The following is a 23,594-nucleotide window of genomic DNA, read 5'->3' as shown; positions in this document are numbered from 1 at the left end:
AGGGCGCAACGCATATAGGAAGAAACATGACGGCGCCGAAGGAACTCAGGGTCTCGAAGGACCGCAAGCTGCTCACCGTGACCTTTGCCGGGCATCAGCCGTTCGAACTGCCGGCGGAGTTCTTGCGCGTTGCCTCGCCTTCTGCCGAGGTGCAGGGCCATTCGCCGGATCAGCGCGTGACTGTGCCCGGCAAGCGCAATGTCGCGATTCTTAAGATCGAGCCGGTCGGCAATTACGCGGTGCGCATCACCTTCGACGATTTCCACGACACCGGCATCTTCACCTGGGACTATCTTCACACGCTCGGGCATGAAAAAGACGAGCGCTGGAACGCCTACCTCGCCGAGCTGGCCGAGAAGGGGCTCAGCCGCGACCGCTAGCCTGGCCCAAGACTTTCGACTGGGTGTCGTCAAAGCGTCATGGACATAAAGTAGCGCCGGCAAAAGGTCAGGAGGCGAAAGGATGTCGCTCATCACATCGGTCGAACAGCTCGAAGCCCTCTACGGCCTGCCTGGCGAGGCCTCGGTCGCCAAGGAGCTCGACCATGTGATCCCGCAGTATGCAGCCTTCATCGAAGCCTCGCCTTTCGTGGCGCTGGCGACCTGCGGGCGGAGGGGCTGGACTGCTCGCCGCGCGGCGATCTCGCCGGCTTCGTGCGCCTCCTGGACGAAAAAACGCTGATGATGCCCGACAGGCGCGGCAATAACCGCGCCGATTCGCTGAAGAACATTATTCGCGATCCGCGCGTCGGGCTGCTCTTCCTTGTGCCGGGCTCCGGCACGACGCTGCGCGTCAACGGCCGCGCCCATATCACAGCCGATGCCGAGCTTTGCGCGTCCTTCATGGTCGATGGCAAGCCGGCACGGTCGGTCACCGTCGTCGCCGTCGACGCGGTCTATTTCCAGTGCGCACGCGCCATCGTGCGCTCGGAGCTCTGGAACCCGGCAAAGCATGTCGACCCGAAGTCGCTGCCGACGCCCGGCCAGATCCTCGAGATCACCAGCCGCAGGAATATCAATGGCGCCGCATATGACAAGGAATGGCCGGAGCGGGCCAGAAAGACGATGTGGTGAGGGGTACCAGGTGAGGCCTGCTTGACCTGAACATAGACGCATCAGAGATCAGGGTAGTGGGTCAGTTTGAATTTTCGGCCAGGACGGATGACCGAAGACAGTCAGAATAAGCGCTACCACACCGAAGGCGCAGAAAAACACGATAGCGCCATAGGCAATTATCTGGCGCGCCGTCTGGAAGCGGGGGGACCAAAATTCAGCATGAAGCCTGGAGTCCCGCTTTCCCAGTCGCTCGCTCCAAGGAAGGTTCTGTTCATCAATTGAACCATAGAAGTCGGTGCGTAGAATTATGCTTGCGAGTGAGATGAACATAGCTGCGAAGCTCAGTGCCAACACAACCACGCAGACTGTTACTGGAATAAATAGATGAGGGTTGTCCGCCCATTCATATTTCAAATTTCCCTCCGCTTCTTGTAGGGACCGCGAACCACCGGGCTCTCCGCCTCTTTAGCCTCGATCAGCGCGACATCGCCGATTTCCCAGAGCTTGTCAGTAACCCCAGCTTCTATCGCCGGCGGGACGCGCAGCGTCTTATGGGTGCGCATGAACTTGTAATACCTCAAGCGCAAGGCGACCGCGTTGGCGTGGGCTTCCACCCTCTTTGAGAACCCGTCGGAAAGGGACGTTCTGGCATTTTTCAAACTGACCCACTACCGTGATCAGGCCTCCTTCAGGACATCGGCGATCTTGCGCATCTGCTCGCCGATCATGTCGCACTGCTCCGCCGTCGACTGGCTCATCGCCTTCTCGATGAGCGCCATATGTACTTTCAGCGCCCGCATCAGCAGGGCCTCGCCGGCTTCGGTGAGGTTCAACCGCAGCACCCGCTTGTCCTTTTCGTCGCCCTCACGACGCAGCAGGCCGCGGGCTTCCAGTTGCGGCAACAGCATCGTGATGTTCGAGCGGCCGACCAAGAGCTTGCGGGCAAGGTCGTGCTGCGACATCCCGGGATGACGGTAGAGGTTCATCAGCACGTCGAGCTGCGCCGGTTTGAGGTCGAGCGGCGCCAGCTTCACCGCCAGCGTGCGCTCCAGCACATGGCAGGCGCGCGCCACCGCAACCCAGTTGCGAAAGCGCGGATTGTCCCAGGGCAGCTCTTGCTTAATGTTCATGTTTGAACTATTATGTTCATGCTTGAACGAATGGTTGGACCGACACTATGGCATCATTTGGATTGAAGGTCATCCGAGGCGTCTTCGGCGCGGCCGAGCATGTCGCGCCGCGTCTCAGTGGCCGCGCCGCGTTCGAATTGTTCTGTCGCACGCCAAACGTCAAGGCCTTGAGCGATGGCGAGCGCCGCGCGGTCGAGCGCGCTGCAGGCTTCATGGCCGAGGCGCGCCATCACCGGCTGAAGACGAAGGCGGATTGCGTTGCGGTGCATGAGTTCCGGCCGGGGCCGGGCAGGGGCTCCCGCGGCACCGTGCTCGTCATCCATGGCTGGCGCTCGCGCACCGAATACATGCGAACTCTGATCGATGGGTATCGCGACGCCGGCTACAAGGTGGTCTCGCTTGACCTGCCGGGCCACGGCCATTCGCTCGGGCGACATCTCAATATGGTGACCGCGGTCGACGCCGTGCGAGTCGCAGGCGAATGGTTCGGCCCGTTTGCCGCCGCCGTCGGCCATTCCTTTGGCGGCGCCGTCGCCGCCAATGCGGTTGCCGCTTCGGTGAAAGGCATGCCGCCGCTTGCGGCCGACAAACTGGTTCTGATCGCGGCGCCGAGCTCGCTGCCGGCGATCTTCGACGATTTCAGCCACCGGCTCAATGTCGGGCCGCGCTCTCGGGTCGCCATGGCGGATCGGGTGAAGCATTTGTCGGGACGGCCGCTCAGCGATTTCACGGGCGACCGCCAGCTCGCCGAGGCTCCGGTGCCGACGCTGATCATCCATGCGCCGGACGACCGCGAAGTCCATGCCGATCACGCAAAACGGTATGCGGGAGCCGGCGATCATGTGAGCCTGCATTGGGCCGAAGGGCTTGGTCACCGCCGCATCCTTGCCGACAAGGATGTGGTCGCGCGCGCCGTGGGCTTCGTCGCCGAGGAACGGCAACCGGCGCTGCATTGAAAATTAACGCGGGAGGGGCCTGCTGCCGTCTTCCGTCCGTAGTTGCGAATGGCTCAGTCGGCCTTCTTCTTCTGCCCTGGCTCGACCGGCAGGCCGGCAGCCTTCCAGGCTGTGTAGCCGCCAAGGATGTGTTTGACCGGCGCGAGACCCATGTCCTGCGCCGTCTTGGTCGCCAGCGCCGAACGCCAGCCGCCGGCGCAGAAGAAGACGAAGGTCTTGCCGGAGGCGAAGAACGGCTTGTGATAAGGGCTTTCGGGGTCGATCCAGAATTCGAGCATACCGCGCGTTACATGCTTGGCGCCGGGAATTTTGCCGTCGCGCTCGACCTCGCGGGGGTCGCGCAAATCGACGAAGATGGTGCCGTCATCCTCCAGCAGCCCGGCCGCTTCCTCAGGCGAAACCACCTCGATCTCGGCATTCGCCTCGTCAAGAAGTTCGCGATATCCCTTCTTCACTGCGCATCCTCCAGGCCATGGCTCGCGCCCGCCGGAATTTCGATCACAAAGACCGCTGTTTGTCACGGGCCGATGTTTGTCAGGCAGGAAGGCCGGTCATGGTGGCCCAGGCCGCATGGCGCCAACGCCTGATTGTTACCGAGGCCTCTGAAACCGGGAGCCGCCCTGCCGCATTGTGTCTCACACGGATGTGAAACTGTTCTGCAACACGGTCGCGAAAATTTATGGAAGCTTAACGGAATCAGTATGAATCGGTACAGTCGCGCATTACATCCGCCATGCGGAGGGCGGGACCGTCTAGCGGCGCGGAACGGGAAACCGGTTGCAACCGGTGCGGGTGAAGCATGAAAATCCTCGGGAACAAAAAGGCCGTCATGCCGATCGCGATCGCGGCGGCACTTGCCTTCGGCCAGCAGCCGGCGAGCGCGCAGGGGCTGTTCGACATGCTGTTCGGCGGCGGCATCCGGCACAATTCCCAAGGAGAATTTCCGCCGCCGCCAAAGCCGCGCAAGGTGCAGCCTGGCACAGGCGGTAGCGTCAGGATCAGCAGCCCGACCTACAATACCTACAGGGCCGACAAGCTTGTGCGCGTCGACTTCAAGTCGCTGCTGCCCGCCCCGCCGCCCGCGACTGCGCAAGATGCTGCCTTTGTGCCCTCCGTGAGCGGAAGCGCGTTCCGCGATGCGCTGGCAGGCCTGAGCGATTATGAACTCTTTGCCGAGCCCGATATCGCCAAGGCGCTCATCGCCTACTATTCGGCCAATCCGGATTTCATCTGGGTGACAGGGGATGCACCCAACAGCAGGGCGCAGGATGCCGTGCGGGTGCTTGGCGAAGCGGCGAGCTACGGCCTGACGCCTGCCGATTACTCCGTCGATGTTCCGGCGGCGGCCACGAATGTCGACTTGCCCGAAGCGCGGACCAAGGAACTGGTTCGCTTCGAGATGGCGCTATCGGCGCGCGTGCTGCGCTACGCCCATGACGCCCAGAGCGGCCGAGTCGATCCGAACCGCATGACCGGCTATTACGATTTTCCGGCCAAGCCGCTCGACCTCGAAGGCGTGCTGAAGACGCTGGCGCACACGCAAGAGGTGCGCACCTATCTCGAATCGCGGCACCCGCAGAACCCTGAATATCAGGCGCTGCGCGTCGAGTTGGAGTCTCTTCAGGCAAGCGAGGAGAACGACATCGTCGTCGATCCGAAGCTGCTTCTTAAGCCCGGTGAAAGCAGCCCGGAACTGCCCAAGCTTTTGACGTTGATCGCGCGCAACCTCGATGACGAGATGGGCGGTGACCTTGGCGAGACCCTCGCCCGGCTCGGCAAGAGCGAGCTTTACGATCCTGACCTGGTGCCGGTGATCAAGGCGGTGCAGAAGCGGGCCGGCATGAAGGGCGACGGCGTCATCGGCCCGCGCACCGTCGCCTCGCTCGCCGGAACGTCCAAGGCCGACAAGGTCGAGAAGGTCATGGCGGCGCTTGAAGAGCTGCGCTGGCTCCCCTCCGATCTTGGCAGCCCGCGCGTCTTCATTAACCAGCCGGCCTTCACCGCAAGCTACATCGACAATGGCGAGGAGAAGCTGAAGACCCGCGTGGTCATCGGCAAGATCACCAACCAGACCGCATTTTTCTACAACCAGATCAAGCAGGTCGACTTCCACCCCTATTGGGGCGTGCCGCAGTCGATCATCGTCAACGAGATGCTGCCGAGGCTGCGCAGCGATCCGGGCTATCTGGACCGCGCCGGCTATGAGGTGACGGATTCCAGCGGCAGGCGAGTTCCCTCTGCGGCGGTGGACTGGGGCGCCTACGGTGCCAAAATCCCGTTCAGCGTGCGCCAGCAGCCGAGCGAGGCCAATGCGCTTGGCGAGTTGAAGATCCTCTTCCCCAACAAGCACGCCATCTACATGCACGACACGCCGCAGAAGTCGTTCTTCGGGCGCGACATGCGCGCGCTGAGCCATGGCTGCATCCGCCTGCAGGATCCGCGCGGCATGGCGGCCGCTGTGCTCGGCACGTCGGTCGACGACATCGCCGAGAAGCTGAAGCACGGTCATTCGACCGAGAATGTCACGCGCGTCATCCCGGTCTATGTCGCCTATTTCACCGCTTGGCCGGACATGTCCGGCAAGGTCGAATATTTCGACGACGTCTACGATCGCGATTCGAAGCTGATGCAGGCGCTGGATGCGACCGAAGCGGTGCGCGCACCGTCAACCTAAGCGCTCGATGAGCGGGCGCCTGACACCGGCGTCACGTCCGGCAATGAGCCAATAAACGAAACCGGCCACCAGCCCGGCCGCGACGATGATGCCAAGGTCGGCCCAGCGTTCCGGATCGTGCGGCGCGTCCCGAGAGAGCAGCATGAAACCGGCGGTCGCAACCACGCCGCCGGACAGCATATGCAGCCAGAAGCTCCGCAACGAGAAGACCTCGGCAATAAGCGCAAAGATCAGAGTCGGCATGCCGGTCGCCACAATCGTCAGGAAATAGACGAACATGCCAAGCGGCGGCACGACCAGCACGGCGACGGGCGTGAACTGCATCAGCTCGAAATAGCTTGGGGCGTTGGGCAGCGAGCTCAACGCTGCATAGATCGCGACCAACGCGACCAGTCCGACGAGCACCGCGACCAGATAGCCGGCGAGCACCATCAGGATGCGCTTTAGAACGTAGCCAACCATTGCCATGCACCCCCGTGCCCGCAATCATGGCGCGCAGTCAGCCATCAAACGTGCATCGACGCAAGTCTCGGATAGGGAGGCGCGGCCCAGCTGCGGGCGGCCGTATCAGGCGTTACTTCGGTTCGCCGGTGACCGGATCGTAGGTGATTTCGACCTTGGCCTTGTCGGTCGTGTAATAGGTGACGGTATAGCCGTCGCTGCTCCAGCCGACCTCCTTGATATACTGGAAGTCGCTCCGCTTCTCGACCTTGGTCAGGATTTCCGAGAGCTTCTTGGCATTTTGCGGCGGCAGCGCTTGCGCTTCGGCCGCGAAAGCCGACCCGCCGACAAGGAAAAACGCGATACCGCTTGCCAAAAGAACACCGCGCATGACTGCCCTCAATCTCTCGTGGTGGCATGAACGCGCTGACAACTCGAATCCTGGCCCGTTGGTTCCGCCAACGGCGGGCAACGCCTTGCTCCACAGTTGGTCCGTCACGCCCGGCGCGACCTCTATGCGCGAAAGCTTAAATAAGTAAAACGGCGCGAATCCGCCAAGTAAGGAGGCTTCTGCAACATCGGACTTCAGGTAACGAACGACTAACCATGGCTTGCGCCGAAACCGCCTTCCATTAGCTGTTCGTGGTAGAGCTTTTGGCCAGACCCTGTTAGAGTCCCGGACCAACAGGGTGGCAACGGCGCGCCGAGCCTGCCGGGGATCTTCCATCGGCAAACGGCGAAGTGTTTTTGGGAGCGGAAGTCGCCTGTTCTGGACCGAAAACAGGGACCGGGGGCTCAACCATGGCTGAACGGAACTATACCCGTCAGCTTGCGACAATCATTTCTATCGACGCCGTTGGTTTTTCGCGGCTGATGGGCATCGACGACGAGCGCGCCGTCGCGGCCTTCGAGGAAAGGCGCGATATCATCACCGACAGCTGCGGCGCCTTTGGCGGCCGCACGTTTGGTGTTGCCGGCGACAGCATCATGGCCGAATTCGGCAATCCAATCGAAGCCTTGCGCGCGGCGTTCGATTTCCAGGGCCGGATCATGGCACTCAATGCCTCGGCCGCGGATGAGATGCGCATGCCGTTCCGGGCCGGGATCAACACCGGAGGCGTCATCGTCCGCGAGGGCCGCCTCTATGGCGACGACGTCAACATTGCCGCGCGCCTCCAGGAATTCGCTCCGCATGACGGTCTAGCTATCTCAGAGACGACCTGGCACCACGTAAAGGACAAGACGGCGGCGGTTTTCACCGATCTTGGCGAGTTCATGCTCAAGAACATCGCCCTGCCTGTACGTGTGCTGATCGCCGGACGCGGCGGCAACGGCGCGGCCATGGCTGCGCCGCTGGCCGCCATCCCTACCGCTCCCGTCCATGACAGACTCGCATCGAAGGGCCCGCCGGCAATCGCGGTGCTGCCGTTTCACGGCAGCAACGGAGGCGAGCCTGACGTCGGCTACATGGCCGACGGCATTGCGGAAGACATCATCTACGGCCTGTCCAACACCCGCTGGCTCTCGGTGATCGCGAAGGGCTCCAGCTTCCAGTTTCGCGACGACCAGCTCGGAACCAGGCTCATCGGCAATGCGCTTGGCGCGCGCTACATCGTCGGCGGCACGCTGGCGCGCCACAGCGGCCAGATACGCCTCAACGCCTCGCTGACCGACACGTCAAACGGGCGCCTGGTCTGGTCGCAGCGCTTCGACCGCGACCTCATCGACATCTTCAGCCTGCGCGACCAGATCGGCAGCGAGATCGTTTCGATCCTCGACAAGGAGGTCGACCGAGCCGAGCAGGTGCGCACCTTCCAGGTGCCGTGGGAAAGCCTCGAGACCTGGCAGCTGGTGCGGCGGGGCCGCTGGCACATGAACAGGCGCACGCGCAAAGACACCGAGATCGCGCTCGAATTCTTCGAGAAGGCTTACCAGGAAGATCCGAATTCCAGCGCCGTGCTGAACGAGCTGGCATGGTGGTATTTCTGGCGGGCATGGCTGCGCTTCGGCGACAGCGACGACCTGGCCAAGGTCGAAGAATTTGCGCGCAAGTCGCTCTTGATGGACAGCCTCGACGCGCGGCCGCACGCCTATCTCGGGGCGGCCGACATCATGCGCGGCCAGCCGGCATCGGCGGCGGAGCATCTGGCCGAGGCGATCCACATCAATCCGAGCTTTGCCTTCGCCCGCTCGGCAATGGGCAGCGCGCGGCTGCTGCTTGGCGATGCCGCCGGCGCGATCCCGTTCTTCCTGGATACCGAGCGGCTGAGCCCGTTCGACCTCTACCGCTTTCACAATCTGGGCGAGCTGGCTGCCGCATACTGTTTGGTCGAGGACTGGCCGGCGGCAATTGCGGTTGCCGATCGCTCGCTCAACCTTTCGCCGGGCTATTTCTACGCCAGGTTCCTCAAAATCGGCGCCTTGATGCGAAGCGGCCGTCTTGAGGAGGCCGAACGCGAACGCGCCATTCTGGCAACCAGGCATCCCGATTTTTCCGAGCAGCGGATTCGCTGGATACCGTTCGTCGATCCTGCGAAGAACAACTTCCTGATCGCGAATTTCGGCCAGGCCAAGTCCATCGCATGATCGCTGGAACCGAACACCGATGATTGTGAAAAAAATCACATACGCCGGACCGAACCAAACCTAGGCCAGACAATAGCCGGCATCGCAGTGACGTGGACAGCCGGGGGGCTCGAACGCGCATGATCAAGTTGAAGTATTTCGCTGCTGTCCGCGCTGCCCAGAAGAGCCAGCGCCCTGTCGCCGAAATGCCGCCCTTCGATATCGACCGGCTCCGCGCCAAGGGGCTTGCGTCCCGTATCGCCGGCTTCCTTTTCAACGACCCGCGCTGGCTGCTGGCGCTGCTGCGCCGCTTCTGGCCGAACCTGGCCTTCGGCAATTTCCTGCTTGTCACCAAAGGCGTCGATGTGCGCGACATTTTGGAGCGCGGCGACGAGTTCGAGACACCGTACGGGCCGGAAATGGCAGAACTGGCCAGGGGGTCGAACTTCATCCTCGGCATGCAGGACGGGGCCGCCTACCGGCAAATGAAATCGGCCGTGCTGAGCGCCTTTCCGCCGGCGGAAGTCGAAGCCGCCGTCAGGCCGATCGCCGAGCGTCATTCGCGCGACATCATGACCCGGGCCAGCCCCGGCTTCGACGCCGTCGGCGGGCTGGTGAAGATCGTTCCGGTACGCATCTGTCGCGACTATTTCGGCCTCGAGATCGACGATGAAACCGAATTCGCCGACTGGTCGATCGCGCTCAGCGCGCTGTTCTTTTCCGATCCGACAGCGAGCCCAACGACACGTCAGCTCGCGATCGTCGGCGGCGATCGTCTGATCAAGGTCATCGACCGCTCGATTGCCGCGGTCAGGGACAGAGGAGGGAAGGACGAACGGCCGCTGGCGCGCCTTGTCGCGCTCATGGATCAAGGGCGCCTATCGCAGCCCGACATCCATTCGATCATGCTCGGTATGATTGCCGGCTTCGTTCCGACCAATGTGCTTGCCGGCGGCAATTGCCTGGACGTCATCCTGTCGCGGTCAGACGCAAGGCAGGCTGTCGACGCAGCCATTGCAGCGGGCGATACCGGCAAACTCGATAGGGCGATCCTGGAAGCCATGCGCTTCAAGCCGATCTGGGTCGGCCCGTGGCGCTACACCGCCCGTGACGCGGTCATCGGCCAGGGCACCCGGCGAGAGCGCCTTGTGAAGGCTGGAACGGTCGTCATGCCGGCGACCCTTTCCGCCATGTTCGATCCCGAAATCGTGCAAAGGCCAAACGAATTCGACACCTCGCGGCCTCATCGCGATTACATGGTGTTCGGCCACGGCATTCATCTGTGCATCGGGGCCGAGATCGCCCGCATTCAGATCGGCGAATGCGTTCGCGCCCTGTTCAGCAAGCCCAAGCTCCGCCGCGCGCGCGGCAGAGCCGGCAAGATGGTCAATGTCGGCGCCTATCCGGCCAGCCTCAAGGTCGATTTCGAGCGCTCGCCGCTTTGCCGCACGGTCGACCAGTCGATGGTCACCGTGGTTTGCCCGATCAGGCGTGCGGTGCCGCTGGGTGCCGTGCGCGACAAGGTCGGCGCACTTGGCAACCCGGCGATCGACGAGGTGGGCAATGCGCTCGACAATGTCGGCACGGTCCACTTCGCCAGCCTGGCTGTCGCCGCCACCGGCAGGGACGAGAAATCGGACCTCGAGACGGGCGCGCTCGTACTCGAAATCTCTGGCGACGGCAGCACCGACGATGTCATCGGTGCCATCACGCAGGCCATAGGCCACCGCCTGCGGCCGATCTTAAGGGCCGTGTGCGGTCTGCCCGACGACTCTTCGCTGCAGGACTTCCTGAAGAAGCATCACATCGAGATCTCGCCGTCCTTCGGCAGCACGGCAGGGCTGGTTTTTTCCGGAACGCCTGGCCATTCGGTGCGTCGCATCCTTGCCGAGGCAGAGCTTGCCGACAGCGTGCGCGAGATCGTCGAAAAGCCGCGCGCGGGTACAGGCAACGCCCTTGCTGTGCTCACCGAGGCGCGCCGGCATGCCCAGTCGCTAGGGCAATTCGGCTGGGCCTTCGAGCCGGCTGAGAGCCTGCTGGAGCGGCCCCCGGGCCGCTGGTGGCGGGCCTTGACGACGACGCTGCTTGCGCCGGCTGTGCTCGCCACCGTCGCGATCGTCATCCTTGCCTGCTGGCGCATGACCTATGTGCTCGTGTTCGGCAATCCGCACGGCGTCACCTTCACCAACGTCGCAATTGCCGGCACCGCGCTTCTGCTGGCGGTGCTGGGGCTGCTCGCGATAGCCCTGCTGTTCATCGGCTTGTGCTTCCTCAGCCTGCGGCGCCTCGAGGACAAGGACCGGCCGCAGAACACGCCGATCGATCTCGGCGCGCTGGACAGGATCCTCGCCAATGAGGACCACTGCGCGCAAAACCATCTCACCGCGATATCGACGATGAAGGCCGGCACCTTGCGGCGGCTGGCGCTGAGGCTTTCCTTCTACCTGATCTCGATATCGGCGCAGAAGGTGTTCAAGCCGGGGTTCCTCGCCACCATAAACACCATTCACTTCGCCCGCTGGGTGCTGCTGCCGGGCACCGACAAGCTGATGTTCTTCTCCAACTATGGCGGCAGCTGGGAAAGCTATCTCGAGGACTTCATCGCCAAGGCCTCAGAGGGCCTGACCGGCGTATGGAGCAACACGGAAGGCTACCCGCGCACGCGTTGGCTCTTCCTCGACGGCGCGCGCGACGGGGACCGCTTCAAGCGCTGGGCGCGGCGTCAGCAGGTGCCGACGCTGTTCTGGTACTCTGCCTATCCGCATCTCAACACCGCGCGCATCCGTATCAACTCGAAGATCCGGCGCGGCATTGCTTCCGCCACCGGCAGCGAGGCCCGGAACTGGGTGAGCCTGTTCGGCTCGCTGGAGCGGCCGCAGGCAAGGCCGGCTGCAACCGTCGGCCGTGAACCGGCGCCTTCGCCCGCGGAAGAACTGGAAGCCGGCGAGATCCAATCCATTTTCTTCGGCCCGTTCGGCGCGCTTGGCCACGCGCATATGCTGGCGATCCGGGTGCCGGAAGAACTGCCGGCGATGCAACGGAGAGCGTGGCTGGACTTCGTCATCGACAAGACCAGTTTCGGCGACGGCGTGCCGGCCGGACGCGCCATGACGGTGGCGTTCGGTCCCGACGGTTTGCGCCGTCTCGGGCTGAAGGGCGGCGTCGACGACGATCCGCTCGACACATTCCCAGCTGCCTTTCGCCACGGCATGGGCAATCCAGAGCGCAGCCGCATCCTCGACGACACCGGCCCCGATGCGCCTGACAAATGGCAGTGGGGTTCGGCCACGGCGCCGGTCGACGCAGTCGTCATCTGCTACGCCGCGGAGCCGGCGGTACTGAAGGGGGAGGTTGCGGCCGCGAAGCGAAGGACGACAGGCGCAGGGATGAAGATCGTTGCCGAATTGCCGCTTGTCGTGAACCGCGAGCCAAAGAAGGACGGTGGGACAACGCAACATGCCGGCAACGACGGCAAGCCGGAGCGCGCCCGCGCCTACGAGCATTTCGGCTTTGCCGACGGCGTCTCGCAGCCGATCGTCAGGGGTACGTCGCGCGCCAGCAAGGGTGCCGCGCCGATGCACCTGGTCGCGCCGGGCGAGTTCCTGTTCGGCTATCGCGACGAGCATGGGTTCTATCCAGCCTCGCCCTCCGTCCGGGCAGCACAGGATCGGACCGGCATCCTGTCTCAGGTGCGGCGCAACCGGCAGATCCCCGGTCAGCCCCCGCCGCCGCGCGATTTCGGCCGCAACGGCTCGTTCCTGGTCGTGCGCCAGTTCGAGCAGCATGTCGAGTTGTTCGATGACTACTGCAAGCATGCCGCCGCGCGGGCTGCGCGCGAGACCGGCGACAACGCCATCACGCCGCGCTGGGTCGCGGCCAAGATGCTCGGCCGCTGGCAGGACGGCAGTTCGCTGGTGCGCAACCCCGATGGCCGCCCGGGTCGTGGCGTCGACAACGACTTCGGGCTCGGCGCCGAGGACCCGCAGGGGCATCGCTGTCCGCTCGGCTCCCATATACGCCGTTCCAATCCGCGCGACTCGCTTGGCGAGGATCGCGAGACGCAGATCAGGATCGGCAAGCGCCACCGCATCCTGCGCGTCGGCCGCACCTATGAGAAGAAGGACCGCAGCGGGAAGATCGAGAAGGGGCTTCTCTTCATGTGCCTCAACGCCGACATCGAACGCCAATACGAGTTCATTCAGCAGACCTGGGTCTCGTCGAGCTCGTTCCAAGGCCTTGTCGGCGAAAAGGATCCGACGATCGGCGCGCGCGACGGCGGCGGCCGGTTCTCGATTCCGTCCTGGGAAAAGGTGACGGTGCTCAGGGACATGCCGCAATTCGTCACCACGAAAGGCGGCGGCTACTTCTTCATGCCGAGCCGGTCCGCGCTGCGCTACCTGATTTCGCGGCTCTGATTCGGGTCACAATCGTTCAGTCGTCGTCCTGCGAATCGGCGATGTGGTTCAGCGCGGCGGCATTGGTGATGCGCAGCCCGCCGCGTTTGATGTCGATCATGTGCCGGTTGCGCCAGTCGTTGAGCGTCTTGTTGACCGACTCGCGCGTCGCGCCGAGGAATTCGCCGAGTTCCGATTGCGAAATCGGGATCCAGCCGGCGGGGTCGGCCATGACGCCGCTGAGGAACACCAGCCGTTTCGCCAGCCGGGCCTCGATGCCGAAGAAGGCCTGGTCGCCGAGTTCCCCGCTGACCCAGCGCAGCCGCGTGCACAACAGCTCGATCATGGCGCGCGCCAGCGGTGGATTTTTTTCAATGCGATCAAAGAGTTGCGCGCGACTGAGGGAAACCAGCTCACATGCGGTGAGGCAGATGGCGGTTGCCGTGCGCGGGCGTCCGTCGAGCGCGCCGATCTCGCCGATCAGGCTGCGCGACAGCTCGATATTGGCCACCAGCTTCTGCCCGCCCGGTGAATAGAGCGAAATCTCGACCGTGCCGCTCATCACGCCGTAGATGCGGTCGGATGCGTCCTCCTGGACGAACAGGTGCTGACCGGCGGCATAACGTTCGACCTTGCAGCCGCCGAACAGCAAATCGAACTGGCGCGGATCGATCCGCGCCAGACGCGGCAGGGTGCTCCTGTCGTCTGCGCTGGCTGTGGACATGATGCGGTTCCGCCTCTCGTTGAGCGGAAATTGTATGACAAGTGCATGCTCGATCAAAGCCTGTCTCCTTCGATTGCGGCGACACACGACGGCCTTTGGAGATCGGGCGCCAGACGTGCGCTGCCGGCATCAAACTGGCCGGCAACTGTCCCTTGCATCGGGAACCGGAGCGCGCTGGCGGACGCGAACCGAACTACGAAACGCCGTTCGCGCGCGTGGCGGGAGGCGACCGACGCGCGCGAACAGCAAATCTGAAAATGGCTAGGTGATCGAAACTCCCTGCCGAGCTTTCAGGTCCGGAGGCCGTTGGAGCCCATGCATTGAAGCAGAAGCCAATGCCCCCGGTGCGATATCTGTGCGCGACGCCTCCGCGGCGTATGTGAAGGCGATCACAGAAGCGTCGCCATTGTCCAGCAGCGGCTTGCCGCCGCCCCGCATGGACCAGGCCGACGACCCCGACCGACGAACTCAGCGCCTTCGAACGCAATGTCGGCGACAAGGGCAGCGGCCCGGTTGTCGGCACCCGCCGCAGCAGGCACCACATTGCGGCAGTGCTTCAAAGGCAATTGCGGAAAATCGAAAACCGATCTATGGAGCACGCGGCTGATTGAGGGCAGCTATCCATCCTATTTGCATAGGTTCGCTGCCCCATGCCCGATAACTTCTCGCGTGTAATCGCATTTCTTGCCGTGGTTATGGCCCTGCTGTTTGCCGGGCTGCATTTCCATCAGGGCAACATCATAGCCACGCTCTACTTCATGACCGGCGCCATTCTGGTGACCGGAGTAACGCATTTGAATGTGCGCCGAGGCCTGATCTAAGCGGCCTCCCGGACGCGAGCTGCCCCGCTGCACGAAATTGAAGAGGTTCATCGCGGCCGGATCATCCAACTTTCGGGAAGTTGGATGGTGGGCGATGCAGGGATTGAACCTGCGACCCCACCCGTGTGAAGGGTGTGCTCTCCCGCTGAGCTAATCGCCCGCTCGTTGCCCGAAGGCCGAAGCGAGCCGCGATATAAGGGAGGCGCGTGCGCGAAGTCAAGGCAATGTGCCGACGTTATCCTGCGGACCGATTTCGGGTTCCTGCCGGCTCGATCTGGGCAGGCGCTCAGCGCGCCGCCGCGATCAGACGCTGGGCCAATTCCGGCGTCAGCGTGTCGAAATGCGAGATCACCAGCGTCGGTTCGAACTCGCGCACATGACGATCCGTATAGCCGAAATCGACCGCCACCACCGGAATACCGGCCGCCTTGGCGGTGTCGATGTCGGTCTGCGAATCGCCGACCATCAGGGCGTTGTGCGGATCGCCGCCAGCCAGTTTGATGGTTTCGGTCAGATGGCGCGGGTCGGGTTTGCGGAAGGCAAAAGTGTCCTGGCCGCAGATCGCGGCAAAGTATTTGTCGAGACCGAGCGCGCCGATCAGCGTCGCCGAATTCGCTTCATACTTGTTGGTGCAAACCGCCATCAGATAACCGGCGGCCTGGAAGTGGTCGAGAGCCGCGACCACGCCGGGATAGGGGCGGGACTTGCCTGGAATGTTGATCGTGTAGTGGTCGAGGAAAAGCTTCAGCAACCGGTCGTGCTCTTCCGCCATCAGCGCCTTGTTTTGCGCCGCATGCGCGCGTTCGATCATCACGCGGCCGCCATGGCCGACGTAGCGCTTGAAGCCGGCTTGGTCGACCGCGGCAAGCTCCGCGGCCGCCAGGCTGTGGTTGAGGCTGTCGAGCAGATCCGGCGCAGTGTCGATGAGCGTCCCGTCGAGGTCGAACACGATGATCGGTCGGGTCATGGCCAGTCCTGAATAATTGAGGTTCCGCAGCCGATACAAGCTGGGCGGTGGTCAAGCAAGCCGCCTCCATCGGTCCACAGGCAGAGCCTTTGACGGGACAGGCAAAAATGCTAGGAGGCGCGCCAAACCATGGAAATCGGGGACAGGAGCGGCATGGACGCAAGGCAGTTGAAGGTCGAGGCCGCGCGTGCGGCGCTCGCCCATGTCAGCAGCGGCATGCGGCTCGGCATCGGCACGGGCACGACCGCCGACGAGTTCGTCCGGCTGCTCGCCGAAAAGGTCGCGACCGGCCTCAGCGTCATCGGCGTGCCCACATCCGAGCGCACCGCGGGACTCTGCCGCGAGCTTGGCGTGCCGCTGTCGACGCTCGAGGAAACGCCGGAGCTCGACCTCACCATCGACGGCGCCGACGAGATCGATCCCGCGCTGACGTTGATCAAGGGTGGGGGCGGGGCGCTGCTGCGCGAGAAGATCGTCGCGGCGGCGTCGCAGCGCATGATCGTGATTGCCGACCAGTCCAAGATGGTCGAGACGCTCGGCCGTTTCCCGCTGCCGATCGAGGTCAACAAGTTCGGCCTGCGCGCCACCGAGATCGCGGTCGGCGCGGCGGCGGCAAGCCTCGGCCTTGCCGGCCCGGTGACATTGAGGATGACGGGGGAGCAGCCATTTGTTACAGACGGCGGCCACTTTATCCTCGATGCATCTTTTGGCCGCATTCCGGATACAAGAGCGCTTTCGAATGCTCTCTTCGCCATTCCAGGCGTTGTCGAGCACGGTCTATTCATCGGGCTGGCGTCAACCGCCGTCATCGCCGGCGGCGACGGCATCCAAACCGTCCATGCCGCCCGAAAACCAGGGAGTTCTATCGACCATGATGTTGCATAAACGGGTTCGCCGCCTTTCGACCATTCTGGCGGCCTCAGCGGTGCTTGCGCTGTCCTCGCCGGCGTTTTCGCAGGATATCAGCGAATCGCATCTGAAGGCCGCACGGGCCGCAGTTGCGGCTATCCACGCCACCGACCCGTTCGACAATATCCTGCCGCAGGCGGCGGCCGCGCTTGAGAACCAACTGATCCAGAAGAATCCCGACATGCAGGAACTGATCGGCAAGACGGTCACCGAAAAGGCCATGGGCTTGGCGGCGCGCCGCGCCGACCTGGAGAAGGAGGCGGCGCTCGCCTACGCCAAGGTGTTTTCCGAAAAGGACCTCAACGATATCGCCACTTTCTACAGCTCGGAAGCCGGCAAGAAGCTGCTCGACAGCGGCCCGGCGGTCACGCGCGACCTGGTGAAGGCGGCCGACATTTGGCAGAACGGTGTCGCCCGCGACCTCGCCCAGCAGGTCGGCGAAACGCTCGCCGCCGCCGCAAAGGCCGCGGCTCCGGCCAAGCCTGCGAAGGATGCGGCCGCTCCTGCCGACGGCTCCGCTCCTGCCGATAGTTCGGCGCCTGCAGACGACCAGGCTCCCGCCGACAACTCGGCCCCTGCCGACAATTCGCAGAACTGATCCGTTTCAAGCGGCCGACGGCCGACTGGACAGAAGAGCCCGGGTTTCCGGGCTTTTCTTTTGCCTGCTGTCCGCCTACCTGTGACACACTTCCATTGCGCAGGAGTCCTTTCGATGGCCGGTTACGACTATGATCTCTTCGTCATCGGCGGCGGCTCCGGCGGGGTGAGGGCGGCCCGTGTGGCTGCCTCGCTCGGCAAGCGCGTCGCCATTGCCGAGGAGTATCGCTATGGCGGTACTTGCGTCATCCGCGGCTGCGTGCCGAAGAAACTCTATGTCTATGCCTCGCAATTCCCCGAACATTTCGCCGATGCCGCCGGCTATGGCTGGATGGTCCCCGAGGCAAGCTTCGACTGGCCGACGCTGGTCGCCAACAAGGACAAGGAGATCGCCAGGCTGGAGGCGATCTACAAGAGGAATGTCGAAGGTGCGGGCGGCGAGGCCTTCCATTCGCGCGCCGTGCTGGTCGATCCGCATTCCGTCTATCTCACTGCCGAAGACCGCACCGTCAGCGCCGACCAGATCCTGATCGCCACGGGCGGCCGTCCGGCTCCGCACCCGGCGCTTTCCGGCCATGAATATTGCATCTTCTCCAACGAAGCCTTCGATCTCAAGGAATTGCCGAAGGCGATCATGATCGAGGGCGGCGGCTATATCGCCGTCGAATTTGCCAACATCTTTCATGGACTGGGCGTCGACACCACGCTGGTCTACCGTGGCCAAGAAATTCTTTCGCGCTTCGATATGGACCTTCGCCGCTCGCTGCACGAGACAATGGAGAAGAAGGGGATCAGGATCCTCTGCCGTTCGATCTCGGAATGGGTGCGCAAGACCGCTGAGGGCAGACTGGACGTGCTGCTCTCCAGTGGCCAGACGCTGACCGTCGACCAGGTCATGCTGGCGATCGGCCGCATCCCGAACACGGAAAATATGGGCCTCGAAGGCGTCGGCGTGGAGCTCGGCAAGACCGGCGCGATCATCGTCGATGAATTTTCCCGCACCAGCATCGACAATATCTGGGCGATCGGCGACGTCACCCACCGCGTGCAACTGACGCCCGTGGCCATCCACGAAGCGATGTGTTTCATCGAGACAGCCTTCAAAGGCAATCCGACAGCGCCAGACCATGATACCATTCCGACGGCCGTGTTCTCGCAGCCCGAGATCGGCACCGTCGGCCTGTCCGAGGACGAGGCCGTCAAGCGCTTCCCGGACATCGAGATCTATCGCGCGTCTTTCCGTCCCATGCGGCACACGCTGTCGGGCCGCGATGAAAAGATGCTGATGAAGCTCGTGGTCGACGGCGCGTCGCGGAAAGTGCTCGGCGCCCATATCCTGGGACCTGACGCCGGCGAGATGGCGCAGCTGCTCGGCATTCCGCTGAAGGCGGAGCTGACCAAGGACGATTTCGACCGCACCATGGCCGTTCACCCGACAGCGGCGGAGGAGCTGGTCACCATGTACAAGCCGACCTATCGCGTGAAGAACGGCGAGCGGGTTTGAAGCCAAGCCGGGAGGCGCCGCCGGCCATGCGGGCGGCGCGAAGCTTCTTGGCTAGAGGAGCGTGCCGCGCAGGATCACCAGAGCCACCGAGAAATAGATCACCAGCCCGGTGACATCGACCAGCGTGGCGACGAACGGCGCCGAGGCGCTTGCCGGATCGAAGCCGATGCGCTTCAGCGCGAAAGGCAGCATCGATCCCGACAGCGAGCCGAAGGTGACGATGCCGACCAGCGCCGCGCCCACCGTTGCCGCGATCAGCATCCAATGCGAGCCATAGTCGTAGAAGCCGAAATACTGCCAGAGCGCGATGCGGCAGATGCCGACTATGCCGAGGATCGAGCCGAGCACCAAACCGGTCGGCAGCTCGCGCAAGGCGACACGCCACCAGTCGCGAAGGCCGATCTCGCGCAGCGCCAGCGCGCGGATGACGAGCGAGGTCGCCTGCGAGCCGGAGTTGCCGCCCGAGCTCATGATCAGCGGGATGAAGAGGGTGAGCACGATCGCCTTCTCCAACTCGCCCTCGTAGCTCTGCATGGCGTTCGCCGTGAGCATCTCGCTGAGGAACAGCGCGCAGAGCCAGCCGGCCCGCTTCTGGATCATGGCGAGGAAGCCCATCTTCATATAGGGCTCGTCCAGCGCCTCCATGCCGCCGAAACGATGAACGTCTTCGGTCGTTTCCTCGACCATGGTGTCGATGATGTCGTCGATGGTGACGATGCCGAGGATCTTGCCGTGATCCACAACCGGCAGGGCGAGCAGATCGTATTTGGAGATCGTCTGCGCCAGCGTTTCGCGATCGGTCAGCGGCGTGACCGTGACCGGCATGCGATCCGCCACCGACAGGATCGAGTCCTGAGGCTCGCCGGTGATCAGCCGGCGCAAGCCCGTCGCCCGCAGCAGGAGCTGCGTGTCCTTGTCGGTGATGTAGATCGCATAGACGGTCTCGCGCGTGCGCTCGACTTTGCGGATGTAGTCGAGCGTGCGGCCGACGGTCCAGTCCGAAGGCACGCTGACGAACTCGGTCGTCATGATCGAGGCGGCGCTGCCCTCGGGATAACCGAGAATCGAAAGCAGTGTCGCGCGCAGCGGTGGGGCAAGCGCGCCAAGCAGTTCCGAGCGCGCAGGCTCATCGAGCTCGCGCAGGATGTCGGCTGCGCGGTCGACCGACATGGCGGTGAGCAGCTTGCCTGCTTTCGCGCGCGGCAGGGCTGCGGCGAGTTCCGGCGCGCTTTCGAGCTCCGGCTGGTCGAAGATTTCGACCAACCGCTCGAACGGCACCGCGCAGAGCAGCTCGATGGCCGTCTCGCGAGGTTCGCGGTTGAGGGCTTCGACGACGTCCGCGACGTGGTCGTTGGCAAGAACACGGGCGACAGCGACCGCTTCATCGTCCAATACGGATGCGAATTCATTCATGGCTCACTCCTTGCCGTCCGGCAGGACGTGAGCCGTCAGGTCACGTCAAGGCGGACGGCGGTTGCGTTCGACTGTGACTGTCGCCAGGCATGGCGGGTTTGACCTTTCTGCTCGCGGGGTAGCGCATGACCCCCGAAAATCGGCTTCGATTTTCGGAAAGGCGCATGCGCAATTCTAAGATTCTACAGCGACCGCGTCCGAAGGACGCGTGCCGCAGGTTGGAAACCTGCGAGCGGGCGCAACATAGGAGCGCGTTTTGCCGAGTCAATCGCGACGAGCGCTGAAAATGAGCGAAGCATTGCCGAATCGCGAGACTGTGATCGACAGTGGCCGCTGCCGAGGCCACGGACCAGGGCTGGGCTGATTGCTATTTCTGCTTGAGCCGCCGGAAGCGCAACCATTTGTCCTCGGCCGACCGGGGCTGCGCGAGGATCGTCGTGAGCTCGCGCGGCAGAGCGGGAGCGAGCGGCTTCTTGGTCGCGACGCCATCGGAGATCGCCACGACGCTATGATAGAATTCCTCTCCGGAAAGCGACCGCGGCGGAACGGCCTCGTGCATCACGCTGATCACGGTTACATCGGGGCAATTGACCTTGATCGCTTCGTGGAAGGCGATCTTGCCTTCGGGGTCGAGCGCGCCGGTCGCTTCGTCGAGGAAGAGCAGTCCCGGCTGCTGCAAGATGATGCGGGCGACCACCAGCTTCTGCTTCTGCCCGCCCGACAGGACCTGATCCCAGAGCTTGCCTTCGCGGCTCTCATCGGCCAGGTGGCCGATGAATTCGCCGAGGCCGGCCTTGTGCAGGGCGGCCGCCACCAGCACGTCGGTGTGATCGTTTTCCGAACCCGGCAGACAGACGAGCTGCTTCAGCGAGACCTGCTGCAGCTTGACCTCCTGGGCGGCATAGAAGCTCGTCACCCCTTCCGGGAACACGATGGTGCCGCGGCCATAGGGCCACAGACCATTGATTGCCTTGATCAGCGAGGTCTTGCCGCAGCCGGACTCGCCCTTGAGGAATGTCCACTCGCCGCGGCGGAAGCGCAGGTTGGCGGCGCTCAGGAAGGGCGTTGCGTCCTCGCCCTGATGCGCGAGCTCCAGCTTCTGGATGGTCAGGCCGAAGACGGGATTTTGCGTGGCATAGCTGAAGTCGGAGCGGCCGGTCTGGCGGTAGAACTCCTGCGGCTGCTGGACGTTCTCGATGGCGCTGGCGAGCTCGGTTACACGCTGGCTGTTGGCCCTAAGCGTGGCGATCGCGGGCATCACATGGATGAACCACGAACACTGGCTGATCAACTGCGCGACCATTTCGGAGCCGGTTATGTAGCCCTTGAGATCGAAGCCGTTGTGAATGAAGGGCACGAGACCGGGTCCGTAGGAAACGATGCGGGCGCCGATGAAATTGTAGATCAGCTCGAACGACATGTAGCTGGTGTTGACGACGTTCAGCCGCCCCCAGGTCTTGTCGATGTCGACATAGAGCTTGTCGTGCATCGTTTTCTGCACATCCTCGCCGTGAGAGGCGGCGACGTGGAAGCTGCGGCGCAGGAAGGTCGTCAATTCGCTGCGATAACTGCCCTCGGCCTGTTGCATGCGGATGTTGAGACGTTCGAGCAGGCCGCCGAGCTTCACCGCAATCCAGGTGTTGAGCGGCACGTAGGTCGCGACCGCCAGAAAGGCCAGCACGGCACTGCCATAGCTGCCGAGGAACTCCAGCCCTTTGACCTCCACCGAGGCCCCGATCAAATTCTCGCCGACGAAATAAAGCGAGGTCGCCACGCCCAGCACGCCCATGGCAAGGCCGATGGCGCCGCCCGTCATGTCCTTGATCGATTCCTGGATGCGCTGGTCGATGTTGTCGGGAGCGACGATACCGCCGGCAACCGAGCCATGCTGGGCATGGAAATGGGTATGGTTGCCGTCGAGCAGCGCTCGGTTGAATTGGCTGTTCAGCCAGCCCCGCCATTTGCGATGCAAGGTTGCGGAAACGAGATTTCGCACTCCGGTGAAGCCGGCGTCCTTGAGCACGACCAACAGCACCAATATGCCGGCATTGGTAAGAAGCGTCTGGAGCGGATTGATATTGGCGGCGTCGTGGAAGAAGGCGATCGAATTCACCAGCTCGCCCGATGCCATGGCAAACCACACGCCAGCCTTGCTGGAGAGCGCTGTCAGCAGCGCGATGACGAGGGTGAGGGTCCAGGCTTCCTTCCACCGGTCGGAGAACCAGTAGGCTCGCATCAGCCCCCAGAATGTGCGCATCGACGATACCGGCGTCAGGGGCGAGGGCCTTGCCGCCTCGCTGGATGTTTGCTCCGGTACTGTACGTCGCGGTCTACCGACCCGAATCACGATCCCGCCCGAACCTTTCCTGTTTTGTTACACATGGTAACACCAATTGATCATTTTCCATTAATTTTCTTCCTCCGAATGGGAACAGGGTTACCGGCCGTGGCATGAAGGCAACAGAAAAGCTTTGCCGGCTGATATCCATCGGCGGGGAATTCGTGTTTTGTTTCAGCCGTTTGGGAACAGAGTTTCGGCTGGAAAGGACTTTCCCCAGGGGAAGCCGAAAACACGGTTTTGTGAAGGGATATTCAGCCCGATGCTCGGTTGGTCCACGGGTTGAAGGGCTCGAAAGTGGCCGTCAGGAGACCTCGGGCTACCTCGAATCAACGCCGTAGACCGCGGGGATCTCTCTCAGCAGACTTCCGCGTCCGCTAGGCGGAGGGGTGATGCGAACTTGGTTTAGCCCGCCGTTTCGAGCTCACCGCGCGCCTTGGCCGCAGCGACCTGGCGGATAGCATCGGCCAGCGTGTCGGCGTCCTGCGCGCCCATAACGGCATATTTGGCTTCGAGCAGGAAACAGGGCACGCCGGTGATACCCATGCGCGAGGCGGTGGCGATTTCGTTGCGCACCGCCTCGACATCGGCATCCGTGGGCAGCAGCGTCTCGACCACGGAACCGTCCATGCCGGCTTCGCGGGCGGCGTCGGTTAGGACGGCATGGTCGCCGAGATTGGCGCCTTCCTCGAAATTCAGCTGGAAGAGGCGTCGCACCAACCGGTTCTGCACGTCCTCGCCGGCAGGCCCCGCCCAACGGAGAACGCGGTGGGCGTCCAGCGTGTTGGGAGCGACCTTGATGGCGCCGAAGGCGAAATGGATCCCTTCCGCCTCGCCGAGCGGCTCAATGCGCGCATGGATCTGCTGGATGCGTTCCTCGCTGCCGAATTTGCCCAGCATGTATTCGCGGCGATCCATGCCGCCTTGCGGAATGGTCGGATCGAGCTGGAACGGCCGCCAGCGCACGTGCACGTCGATATCGCCGGCAGCGGCGATCGCCCTGTCCAGCCGCTTCTGGCCGATGAAGCACCAGGGACAGACGACATCCGACACCACATCGATGGTGATCGAGTTCTCCGCGCTCATGCTCGTCTCCTTGCTTGGTC

General features: G+C 63.3%; 19 protein-coding genes, 1 tRNA gene and 2 pseudogenes. 10 read left to right on the top strand and 12 right to left on the bottom strand.

All coding sequences use genetic code 11. From position 1 onward, the window contains the following. Positions 1-26: 26 nt before the first annotated feature. Both CK218_RS11080 and CK218_RS11075 read left to right on the top strand, forming a co-directional pair. Positions 27-380 carry a DUF971 domain-containing protein gene (locus CK218_RS11080; protein ID WP_095827726.1) on the top strand — a complete coding sequence of 118 codons (354 nt, stop codon included), beginning with the start codon at positions 27-29 and terminating at the stop codon, positions 378-380. Between the two features lie 82 nt (positions 381-462). Then, positions 463-1,073: pseudogene (locus CK218_RS11075) on the top strand (pyridoxamine 5'-phosphate oxidase family protein). 48 nt (positions 1,074-1,121) lie between these two features. Here the strand turns inward: CK218_RS11075 and CK218_RS11070 are convergent. The 3 genes and pseudogenes from CK218_RS11070 to CK218_RS11060 form a co-directional block, all read right to left on the bottom strand. Then, positions 1,122-1,469 carry a hypothetical protein gene (locus CK218_RS11070; RefSeq protein ID WP_143749623.1) on the bottom strand — a complete coding sequence of 116 codons (348 nt, stop codon included), beginning with the start codon at positions 1,467-1,469 and terminating at the stop codon, positions 1,122-1,124. Beyond that, positions 1,466-1,699, bottom strand: a pseudogene (locus tag CK218_RS30925) (IS1 family transposase); the annotation flags it as partial. The pseudogene CK218_RS30925 and the gene CK218_RS11070, both read right to left, overlap by 4 nt. Before the next feature lie 33 nt (positions 1,700-1,732). Further along, the gene (locus CK218_RS11060) at positions 1,733-2,185 is read right to left on the bottom strand and encodes a MarR family transcriptional regulator (protein WP_095777691.1); all 453 of its coding nucleotides are present in this window, start codon (positions 2,183-2,185) and stop codon (positions 1,733-1,735) included. Positions 2,186-2,232: 47 nt separating this feature from the next. Between CK218_RS11060 and CK218_RS11055 the strand changes: the two genes are divergently transcribed. After that, the gene (locus CK218_RS11055) at positions 2,233-3,141 is read left to right on the top strand and encodes an alpha/beta hydrolase (RefSeq protein WP_095827723.1); all 909 of its coding nucleotides are present in this window, start codon (positions 2,233-2,235) and stop codon (positions 3,139-3,141) included. Positions 3,142-3,194: 53 nt separating this feature from the next. Here CK218_RS11055 and CK218_RS11050 read toward each other — a convergent pair whose 3' ends face one another. Further along, entirely contained in the window at positions 3,195-3,596 is a 402-nt protein-coding gene (locus CK218_RS11050; protein WP_066989852.1) for a rhodanese-like domain-containing protein, read from the bottom strand. A 344-nt stretch (positions 3,597-3,940) separates the two neighbouring features. Between CK218_RS11050 and CK218_RS11045 the strand changes: the two genes are divergently transcribed. Continuing rightward, the gene (locus CK218_RS11045) at positions 3,941-5,815 is read left to right on the top strand and encodes a murein L,D-transpeptidase (RefSeq protein ID WP_095827722.1); all 1,875 of its coding nucleotides are present in this window, start codon (positions 3,941-3,943) and stop codon (positions 5,813-5,815) included. Here CK218_RS11045 and CK218_RS11040 read toward each other — a convergent pair. Further along, positions 5,807-6,283: a hypothetical protein gene (locus tag CK218_RS11040; protein ID WP_095827721.1), complete on the bottom strand. Its 477-nt coding sequence runs from the start codon at positions 6,281-6,283 to the stop codon at positions 5,807-5,809. The genes CK218_RS11045 and CK218_RS11040 overlap by 9 nt on opposite strands. A gap of 106 nt (positions 6,284-6,389) precedes the next feature. After that, positions 6,390-6,647, bottom strand: a complete 258-nt coding sequence (locus CK218_RS11035) for a PepSY domain-containing protein (protein ID WP_066989847.1) — start codon at positions 6,645-6,647, stop codon at positions 6,390-6,392. A 410-nt stretch (positions 6,648-7,057) separates the two neighbouring features. Between CK218_RS11035 and CK218_RS11030 the strand changes: the two genes are divergently transcribed. Together CK218_RS11030 and CK218_RS11025 are read left to right on the top strand one after the other, a co-directional pair. Next, complete coding sequence (locus CK218_RS11030) at positions 7,058-8,842, top strand: adenylate/guanylate cyclase domain-containing protein (RefSeq protein ID WP_095827720.1); 1,785 nt, start codon at positions 7,058-7,060, stop codon at positions 8,840-8,842. A gap of 119 nt (positions 8,843-8,961) precedes the next feature. Next, a complete protein-coding gene (locus tag CK218_RS11025) occupies positions 8,962-13,236 on the top strand; it encodes a cytochrome P450 (protein ID WP_095827719.1) in 4,275 nt (1,424 codons plus the stop codon). Between the two features lie 16 nt (positions 13,237-13,252). Here CK218_RS11025 and CK218_RS11020 read toward each other — a convergent pair whose 3' ends face one another. Further along, a complete protein-coding gene (locus CK218_RS11020) occupies positions 13,253-13,939 on the bottom strand; it encodes a Crp/Fnr family transcriptional regulator (RefSeq protein ID WP_066989939.1) in 687 nt (228 codons plus the stop codon). Positions 13,940-14,589: 650 nt separating this feature from the next. Here CK218_RS11020 and CK218_RS30560 point away from each other — a divergent pair. Next, complete coding sequence (locus CK218_RS30560; protein ID WP_164746760.1) at positions 14,590-14,760, top strand: hypothetical protein; 171 nt, start codon at positions 14,590-14,592, stop codon at positions 14,758-14,760. A gap of 85 nt (positions 14,761-14,845) precedes the next feature. Here CK218_RS30560 and CK218_RS11015 read toward each other — a convergent pair. After that, positions 14,846-14,920, bottom strand: a tRNA-Val gene (locus CK218_RS11015). A gap of 126 nt (positions 14,921-15,046) precedes the next feature. After that, entirely contained in the window at positions 15,047-15,727 is a 681-nt protein-coding gene (locus CK218_RS11010; protein ID WP_066989841.1) for a phosphoglycolate phosphatase, read from the bottom strand. A 153-nt stretch (positions 15,728-15,880) separates the two neighbouring features. Here CK218_RS11010 and rpiA point away from each other — a divergent pair, with 153 nt between their 5' ends. The 3 genes from rpiA (at position 15,881) to gor (ending at position 18,737) form a co-directional block, all read left to right on the top strand. Next, a complete protein-coding gene (gene rpiA / locus CK218_RS11005; protein ID WP_095827973.1) occupies positions 15,881-16,612 on the top strand; it encodes a ribose-5-phosphate isomerase RpiA in 732 nt (243 codons plus the stop codon). Next, positions 16,599-17,234 carry a DUF2059 domain-containing protein gene (locus CK218_RS11000; protein ID WP_095827718.1) on the top strand — a complete coding sequence of 212 codons (636 nt, stop codon included), beginning with the start codon at positions 16,599-16,601 and terminating at the stop codon, positions 17,232-17,234. Before rpiA ends, CK218_RS11000 begins: the two co-directional genes overlap by 14 nt. A 114-nt stretch (positions 17,235-17,348) precedes the next feature. After that, on the top strand, positions 17,349-18,737 hold the full coding sequence (gene gor, locus CK218_RS10995; RefSeq protein WP_095827717.1) for a glutathione-disulfide reductase: 1,389 nt from the start codon (positions 17,349-17,351) through the stop codon (positions 18,735-18,737). A gap of 51 nt (positions 18,738-18,788) precedes the next feature. On the opposite strand, the gene mgtE is transcribed toward gor, so the two are convergent. From mgtE to CK218_RS10980, 3 genes are all read right to left on the bottom strand, one after another. Further along, a complete protein-coding gene (mgtE, locus tag CK218_RS10990) occupies positions 18,789-20,150 on the bottom strand; it encodes a magnesium transporter (RefSeq protein ID WP_095827716.1) in 1,362 nt (453 codons plus the stop codon). Positions 20,151-20,517: 367 nt separating this feature from the next. Beyond that, positions 20,518-22,407, bottom strand: a complete 1,890-nt coding sequence (locus tag CK218_RS10985; protein WP_179294472.1) for an ABC transporter ATP-binding protein/permease — start codon at positions 22,405-22,407, stop codon at positions 20,518-20,520. A gap of 486 nt (positions 22,408-22,893) precedes the next feature. Next, positions 22,894-23,574 carry a DsbA family protein gene (locus CK218_RS10980; RefSeq protein ID WP_095827714.1) on the bottom strand — a complete coding sequence of 227 codons (681 nt, stop codon included), beginning with the start codon at positions 23,572-23,574 and terminating at the stop codon, positions 22,894-22,896. Between the last annotated feature and the right edge of the window lie 20 nt (positions 23,575-23,594).

Origin of the sequence: Mesorhizobium sp. WSM3879 (assembly GCF_002294915.1) — a bacterium.
GTDB lineage: Bacteria > Pseudomonadota > Alphaproteobacteria > Rhizobiales > Rhizobiaceae > Mesorhizobium.
The sequence above is the reverse complement of the archived record's forward strand: the minus strand, read 5'-3'. Positions and strand labels throughout refer to the sequence as shown.

Coding starts and splice junctions, on each gene's coding strand:
- CK218_RS11080 (WP_095827726.1), top strand. CDS start 27: ATGACGGCGCCGAAGGAACTCAGGGTCTCGAAGGACCGCAAGCTGCTC.
- CK218_RS11060 (WP_095777691.1), bottom strand. CDS start 2,185: ATGAACATTAAGCAAGAGCTGCCCTGGGACAATCCGCGCTTTCGCAAC.
- CK218_RS11055 (WP_095827723.1), top strand. CDS start 2,233: ATGGCATCATTTGGATTGAAGGTCATCCGAGGCGTCTTCGGCGCGGCC.
- CK218_RS11045 (WP_095827722.1), top strand. CDS start 3,941: ATGAAAATCCTCGGGAACAAAAAGGCCGTCATGCCGATCGCGATCGCG.
- CK218_RS11040 (WP_095827721.1), bottom strand. CDS start 6,283: ATGGCAATGGTTGGCTACGTTCTAAAGCGCATCCTGATGGTGCTCGCC.
- CK218_RS11035 (WP_066989847.1), bottom strand. CDS start 6,647: ATGCGCGGTGTTCTTTTGGCAAGCGGTATCGCGTTTTTCCTTGTCGGC.
- CK218_RS11030 (WP_095827720.1), top strand. CDS start 7,058: ATGGCTGAACGGAACTATACCCGTCAGCTTGCGACAATCATTTCTATC.
- CK218_RS11025 (WP_095827719.1), top strand. CDS start 8,962: ATGATCAAGTTGAAGTATTTCGCTGCTGTCCGCGCTGCCCAGAAGAGC.
- CK218_RS11020 (WP_066989939.1), bottom strand. CDS start 13,939: ATGTCCACAGCCAGCGCAGACGACAGGAGCACCCTGCCGCGTCTGGCG.
- CK218_RS30560 (WP_164746760.1), top strand. CDS start 14,590: ATGCCCGATAACTTCTCGCGTGTAATCGCATTTCTTGCCGTGGTTATG.
- CK218_RS11010 (WP_066989841.1), bottom strand. CDS start 15,727: ATGACCCGACCGATCATCGTGTTCGACCTCGACGGGACGCTCATCGAC.
- rpiA (WP_095827973.1), top strand. CDS start 15,881: ATGGACGCAAGGCAGTTGAAGGTCGAGGCCGCGCGTGCGGCGCTCGCC.
- CK218_RS11000 (WP_095827718.1), top strand. CDS start 16,599: ATGATGTTGCATAAACGGGTTCGCCGCCTTTCGACCATTCTGGCGGCC.
- gor (WP_095827717.1), top strand. CDS start 17,349: ATGGCCGGTTACGACTATGATCTCTTCGTCATCGGCGGCGGCTCCGGC.
- mgtE (WP_095827716.1), bottom strand. CDS start 20,150: ATGAATGAATTCGCATCCGTATTGGACGATGAAGCGGTCGCTGTCGCC.
- CK218_RS10985 (WP_179294472.1), bottom strand. CDS start 22,407: ATGCGCACATTCTGGGGGCTGATGCGAGCCTACTGGTTCTCCGACCGG.
- CK218_RS10980 (WP_095827714.1), bottom strand. CDS start 23,574: ATGAGCGCGGAGAACTCGATCACCATCGATGTGGTGTCGGATGTCGTC.